We start from the raw sequence: 6,075 nt of genomic DNA on the forward strand, positions 1-6,075 counted from the left end.
CCATCACCGACGTGCGTCCACCACCCAACTACCCGTTACTGACCCACGCTCCTAGGGGCGCCGCTGCTGTGGGCGCGTGGAGGAATGCGTGCGGGTACTCGAGGTCTTTGGGGGCCAATCGGCCGAACACGACGTGTCGGTCGCATCGGGTTGGGCGGTCGCCGGCGGGCTGCGCGAAGCCGGGCACCACGTCACCGCCGCCCACATCGACCGCGGGGGTCGTTGGCGGGCGATCGAGCTCGACGGACAGTTGCCGGCGATCCCGCAGCCGCTCGAGTGGCCCGATGCCGACCCTTGGGCGCTGTTGACCCGCAGCGACGCACGGCCAGACGTGCTCATGGCGGTGCTGCACGGTCCCCGAGGCGAGGACGGGGTGATCGGGGCTCTTGCCCGGTTGGCCGACGTGGCCTGCGTGGGCTCCGGGTTGGCCTCGAGCGCAGTGTGCCTCGACAAGACGCTGACCCGCGACGTCTTGGATGCCCGGGGCATCGCCCAAACCCGGTGGCTGGGCGTCTACCCGGGTGACCGGGTGCCGACCTATGACGAGGCGGCCGACCGGCTCGGCTCGACGGTGTTGTACATCAAGCCGGCCAACCTGGGCTCGTCGATCGGCATCAGCCGGGTGGCCGATGTCCTGGGCTGGGACGCAGCGATATCGCACGCCGCGAGCTACGACGACACGCTGATCATCGAGGCGGGCGTCGAAGGCCGTGAGCTGAGCGTGTCGATCCTGGGCGACCGTGCAGACGGCTACGAGGTGTCGGAGGTGTCCGAGACCCGGCCCCATGGCGAGTTCCTCGACCATGCCGACAAGTACGGGGCCGGGGCGGCCATGGCGCGGGTGCCGGCCGATCTCGGGCCCGCCCTTCGGGAGCGGGTTCGAGACTCCGCTCCCGACGTGGCCGCCGCTCTTCGGGTCGATGGGCTGGCCCGGGTTGACGTGTTTCTGACCGAGGATGGGGCGCTCCTGGTCAACGAGGTCAACACGATGCCCGGGTTCACCACCGAATCGACCTTCCCGCGCATGTGGGCGGCGTCCGGCGTGGCCTTTCCCCAGGTGCTCGACCGCCTGTGTGCCATGGCTGTGGACCGCCACGAGCGGTCAAGAGCGCTCATCGACACCGACATCGAGCCCGTCGGATCCTCGATCCGCGTGCGGGCGGCCACCGAGGCCGACTGGCGGGTGATCGGTGAGCTGACGGTGGCGGCGTACGCATCGATCCCCGGTCGGCCGCGTCTGGCGGAGTACGACCGTGAACTGGCCGACGTCGCCGCCCGTGCAGACGAGTGCACCCTCTTGGTGGCCGAGGACGCCGACGGCTTCGTCGTCGGTGCCGTCGGCTACGACCGCATTCCCGGCACCGACGGCAAGGTGGGCCGGGCCCGTCAGGTGTCGGTCAGTCCGCAGGCCCGCGGTCGGGGCATCGGTCGAGCATTGGTCGAGGAGGTCATGGCTCGCCTGCGCTCCGAGGGGGTCACCGAGATGGCTGAGCGGACCGCGGACTACATGGCCGGCGCTCAGGCGCTGTACCTGTCGCTGGGCTTTCGTCGCGCGCCCGAACGGGACGAGACGCAGGACGACGGCCCCGACCTCATGGGTTTCCATCGCCACCTGTAGGGGCCATCCCACCCACTGGGCCGCCCCGTCACCGAAGTCGGGAGCCCGAACGACCGTCAGGCGGTCGTTTCAGCTCCCGAGTTGGCCGATCAGCTCAATCCAAGCCCGAAGTCGGGAGCCCGGAGCGCGCTCAGGCGGTCGTTTCAGCTCCCGAGTTGGCCGATCAGCTCGGCCACGACCTCGTCGATCACATCGTCGCGGCTGCCCTTGATCAGAACCGCCGAGCCGGGCGGCAACGCGTCGATCCGCTCCCGCAATTGGCGGCGATGGTCCACAACCGGCAGGCCGTAGATCGGCGCCCGGTAGGCCAGGATCTCGATGCCCAGCGTCTCGGCCCGCTCGCGGGCGACGGAATGGATCTCGTCGAGGTAGGCGATGCCGTCCCGCAGAGGGCCCAGCACCGCCAGCCGCTCGGGGGCATCGACCGCGGCCAGTGCATCGAGGGCTCCGAGAACCGAATCGAGCGTGGCGTTGAAGCTGTCGTCGATCACCGTGATGTCACCGGCGACCCGGTGCATCTGCATGCGTCGGTCGGGTGGTTCCGCCGCCTCGATGCCGGCAACCGCTGCGTCGAGCGGCACCTCCACAGCGAGGGCGCCGGCCAGTGCTGCCAGCAGGTTGGTCACGTGATGGGCACCCTTCACGGCTGGATGCAGCTCGGCGTCACCCCACGGCGTGCTCACCGACACCCGCAGCGACAGGTCTCCCGCCAAGTCCACTCGAGGAGCCCGCACGTCGCCGGTCGAGCCGTAGCTCAGCACCGTGGCCTGGGTACGGGCGGCATAGCCCTCGACCAGCGGATCGTCGGTGGAGAGCACGGCGGTGCCCGAGGCCGGCAGCCCCTCGACCAGCTCCCCCTTGGTGGCGACGATGCCGTCGCGGCCCATCATCGGCCCCAGGTGGGCCCAGCCCAGCTTGGTCACCACGCCCACCGTCGGACGTGCCACCTCGGTCATGATGCGCAGGTCGCCTCGGTATCGGGCGCCCAACTCCAGCACGAGGCACTCGGTCTCGTCGGGCGCCGAGGCGAGAACGCCCGGCATGGAGAACTTGGTGTTGAACGACCTCGGCGTGGCGTGGGTTCGGTAGGTCGTGGCGGTGGCCGCGGCGATCAGCTGCTTCACCGTGGTCTTGCCGACCGACCCGGTGATCCCGACACATCGATCGGTCAGCTTGGGCCGCACGTAGCGGCCGAATGCCAGCATCGCGGGTTCCACCTCGGCGACGACGATCGCCGTGCCGCCCACCGGAGCCACCTCGCACAGGTACGGACGGTCGGCCGAGACCGCCCGGGGTGTGTGTCGGTTGGTGTCGTCGCGCAGAAACCGGTGGTACCCGGCGACGAGCAACTCGTCGGGGCTGGTGCCCAGCTCGCGGGGATGGAAGCGGTACTGCTCAACCGGCATCGCCCTGCCCTCGTGCACACCGCCGACCGCGTCGGCGATCTCGGTGGTCATCAACCGCACGGACGGACACCCGGCATCTCGTCTTCGTGCCTGCAGCGACTCCTCACCCGGTCCACGGTAGCGAGGCTCTGAGGTAGTCGCTGCTCGGAACCCGATCCTGAGCGAGCCTGTGTTCACCGGTCGAGTCAAAAACCAACCAAGGAAGCAGTGAAGGCGCCACGCCCCGAGCCGGAGGGTTCGGGGTACTGTCGGGATCCCTGCCATCCAAGGAGCTGCGCCATGGCCGAGTTGCCCTCCGTCGCCCAGGTCATCGAACAGCTTCGAGCGGAGCTGGCCGAAGCCACCGCCAAAGGCGCTGGTCAGGACATCCGGTTCGACATGGGTGAGATTCAGGTCGAACTGGAGGCGCTCGTGACGACCGAGGGCAAGGGAGGCCTCAACCTGAAGGTGCCGGGCGTCGGGTTCGAGGGCGGGGGAGGGGCGTCCAGCGCCTCCACCATCAAGCTGACGTTGAAGCTGAAGCCCAAGCAGGTGACACCGGACGGTGGAACGCAGGACCTCACCGCATCCCGCACGTTCGAAGTCGAATGAGCCGGGCAGCCGGCCGTGAGTAGCTCTTGGACCTTCCGTGGCTCCGAGCGCCTGTGCGAGGTCCGGGTCGAGGCAGCCAGCGGGGGAGCGGTGCTGAGCGGCTGCTCCGTTGGTAACTCCTTGGTGCTCACCTGCGCCCATTCGGTGGACGGCGAATCCCCGGCGCTCGACTCGGCGGCAGTCCGTAAGTGCGCGAACGGCTCCACCGCAGCTTGGGTGCCGGCCAAATCGATCTTTGAGAACACCAGCCTGGACGTTCGCGTGTTGTTGCTCGACAAACCCTTGTGGGATCTCAACCCTCCACCGTGGGGGTACCTCAACGGGGACGGTGACATCGAGGCGGAGCTCTGGGGCTATCCGGGCGCCACCGCCGCTCGTTCGGGTACGGGTGCCCAGTACCGGGCGGGCGTCACCATCACCGGTGGGTCGGACCAACCAGAACGGTCGATCGAGACCCGACTGAATCCGCGACCGAACACGGCGGGCGGGCGGTTGGATGGCAGCGCTGAAGAGGTCATCAGCGGTTGGGCCGGGATCTCCGGGGGACCGGTGGTTGCGGATGGCCGTCTGGTGGGCATCCTGCGAGTGGTGGACGGCACGCTCGACGCGCTGCGGATGGTCAGTGCGTCGTCGATGTTGCTCGCTGACGACGATCACGGCCGGGGAACACTTCGTCAGGTCATCTGGAGCCATTTGCGCCAGGAGGTGGTGGCATCCAACGACGGATTGTTGGTTCCATGTCCTGTCAGGCCCGTTGGCAGCACCGGCGAGATGGCAGCGGTGGTGCTCGAACCGCCGGTGGCGCCGCTACGCCCGAGCAACCTGCGCCCGATGGCGGCACTTCAGTACCGCCATGCCGTGGTGCCGTATGTGCCGGGCGACCCCATCGATGTGACCACTCACAATGATGTTTGGACTGACCCAATCGAAACGGTGGGTCGTGGGGATACGACCGACGCACGCCTCGACGGGTTTCTCGAAACGGGCAATCGGTTCCGGGCAGCACTGCTGACCGGGGCCGGTGGCATGGGCAAGTCCCGGGCCGCCCAGGAGCTCTTGGTTCGAGCGTCGGCCGATGGCTGGGTGGTGGGACTCCTTCGAGCCAAGCACGAATCGGCATGGTCCCAAGCAGGGACGGTCGTCAACGCCGACCTGCTGGTCGTCGTCGACTACCCCGAAGACCAGCCGACGGCGGTTCGTCAGTGGATGGAATGGGCAAAGTCCTGCGCCGACGACGCAAGCCACCGGGTGAGGCTGTTGCTGCTCAGCCGCCACCGGGGCGCGTTCGATCACGTCCTCCTGGAGTCCGACACGCTGGAGCGGAGCGACCTGGAGGCGCTCGGGCGCAAGCAGGTGGGCAACCAAAAGGTGCTGGGTGAGGTGGCGGCCAAGCGGTTCGGCCAGCTTGAGATGGAGGTCTCACCCACTTGGAGTGCTCAGCAGTCGACGTTCGATACGTCGCTGGCGGTTGTCGCCGCAGCGTTCGAGGGCGGTGACAGTGACCGCGTGGTCCTGCAGAGGTTGCTCGAACGAGAGCGGCAGTTCTGGCGAAGCCACCTGGTGCCGTCATCCACGCCGCTCAACCCGGTGCCGGACGCGCTCAGAGATGAGGTTCGGGGCAATCTCCGCAAGGCCGTCGCATCGCTGTCGTTGGGCGGAGTAACAACCCAGGAGCAAGCATGCGAACGGCTTGAACTGTTCGGCCTGACGGCCGCAGCGGCAGAACATCTCGCCACTGGGTACGAGGGCATGTACGGAGATGGGTTCGAGGCGCTGCATCCCGACCCGGTTGCGGACGTACTGATCGCAGAACTCGACCCGGATCTCATCCGGACTGTGTTGTTGGCCGCAGTACCGGACGCCCAGGCAGACGTGCTCGTCACCCTCGCGCGGGTCGCGGGCGCCGCTACCAACCCGCAGACGGCTGTCGTCGGACCGTTTGCGTCGGATTTGCTTGCCAGCCTTGAGACGACGTGGGAAGTCTTCGGCTCGGCGTTGGCGTCTCGCGCGCAGGACGGTGCTCAGCCACGAACCACTCGACGGGCCTTGACCGGCTTGGCCGAGCTAATCCGAGTGTTGCCGTGGGATGACGCAAAAACGGTCCAACGACTTGAACGGGCCTTGGGCTGTGATGCGAATATTCTCGCGCCCCTCGTTAAGGGTATCGCAGCAGTCATTGATCAAATTGAGGTCGATCATTACCGGGCTCAAGCGGCCGAGAACCGGGCCTACGAACCCGACCTGGCAGCGGCGTTGAACAACCTGGCCATCAGGTTGTCTGAGACCGGTGACCGTGCGGGTGCGGTCGCGCCCGCCCAAGAAGCAGTCGACCTTTACCGGGCTCAAGCGGCCGAGAACCGGGCCTACGAACCCGACCTGGCAGCGGCGTTGAACAACCTGGCCATCAGGTTGTCTGAGACCGGTGACCGTGCGGGTGCGGTCGCGCCCGCCCAAGAAGCA

The 6,075-nt window shown here is 67.8% G+C and carries 4 protein-coding genes; 3 read left to right on the forward strand and 1 reads right to left on the reverse strand.

Going from position 1 to position 6,075, the window contains the following annotated elements:
- Window positions 1-88 precede the first annotated feature (88 nt).
- Window positions 89-1,618: a D-alanine--D-alanine ligase gene (locus PKD89_RS19345; RefSeq protein ID WP_289010657.1), complete on the forward strand. Its 1,530-nt coding sequence runs from the start codon at window positions 89-91 to the stop codon at window positions 1,616-1,618.
- Between the two features lie 143 nt (window positions 1,619-1,761).
- On the opposite strand, the gene PKD89_RS19350 is transcribed toward PKD89_RS19345, so the two are convergent.
- The gene (locus tag PKD89_RS19350) at window positions 1,762-3,075 is read right to left on the reverse strand and encodes a Mur ligase family protein (RefSeq protein WP_289010658.1); all 1,314 of its coding nucleotides are present in this window, start codon (window positions 3,073-3,075) and stop codon (window positions 1,762-1,764) included.
- A 228-nt stretch (window positions 3,076-3,303) separates the two neighbouring features.
- Here PKD89_RS19350 and PKD89_RS19355 point away from each other — a divergent pair, with 228 nt between their 5' ends.
- Together PKD89_RS19355 and PKD89_RS19360 are read left to right on the forward strand one after the other, a co-directional pair.
- Window positions 3,304-3,615, forward strand: a complete 312-nt coding sequence (locus tag PKD89_RS19355; RefSeq protein WP_289010659.1) for a trypco2 family protein — start codon at window positions 3,304-3,306, stop codon at window positions 3,613-3,615.
- 15 nt (window positions 3,616-3,630) lie between these two features.
- A partial coding sequence (locus tag PKD89_RS19360) for a tetratricopeptide repeat protein (protein ID WP_324332861.1) occupies window positions 3,631-6,075 on the forward strand: 2,445 nt, incomplete at its 3' end.

The organism is Candidatus Neomicrothrix sp. (genome assembly GCF_035329545.1).
Taxonomy (GTDB): domain Bacteria; phylum Actinomycetota; class Acidimicrobiia; order Acidimicrobiales; family Microtrichaceae; genus Microthrix; species Microthrix subdominans.

Coding starts and splice junctions, on each gene's coding strand:
- PKD89_RS19355 (WP_289010659.1), top strand. CDS start 3,304: ATGGCCGAGTTGCCCTCCGTCGCCCAGGTCATCGAACAGCTTCGAGCG.
- PKD89_RS19350 (WP_289010658.1), bottom strand. CDS start 3,075: ATGACCACCGAGATCGCCGACGCGGTCGGCGGTGTGCACGAGGGCAGG.